Genomic DNA, 334 nt, shown 5'->3' with positions numbered 1-334 from the left:
TCTGCCGGGGGCAGGACCTCGCGGAGCAGCCCCCGGGGGAAGCCTCGGCGGACGTACTCCCTCGGGTAGCAGATCGAGACCTCCTCGAAGCGGACACCGTCGTGGACCGTGGTGCGGGGGATGTGCATGTGGCCGTAGACCACGGCGGGGGCGCGGAATCTGCGGGGCCAGTCGGCCGTCCGCTCGGGGCCGCAGCCGCGGTGCCGCCGCTGGCCCGCAACCTGCGGATCCCCTCCCCGGCCCCGGCGGTCGCCAACAGCGGCAAGCACCGCCGGTAGGCCACCGGCGGCGGCGAGCACGGCGGTCGGCCGCCGGCGGCGATAGGCGCGCCGAC

At 76.9% G+C, this 334-nt stretch carries 1 pseudogene; it reads right to left on the bottom strand.

The window, feature by feature from the left end:
* Positions 1-269 (bottom strand): annotated as a pseudogene (locus tag UK12_RS39050) (hypothetical protein); the annotation flags it as partial.
* Positions 270-334 lie beyond the last annotated feature (65 nt).

The sequence above is a fragment of the Saccharothrix sp. ST-888 genome, from assembly GCF_000955975.1.
GTDB lineage: Bacteria > Actinomycetota > Actinomycetes > Streptomycetales > Streptomycetaceae > Kitasatospora.
The sequence above is the reverse complement of the archived record's forward strand: the minus strand, read 5'-3'. Positions and strand labels throughout refer to the sequence as shown.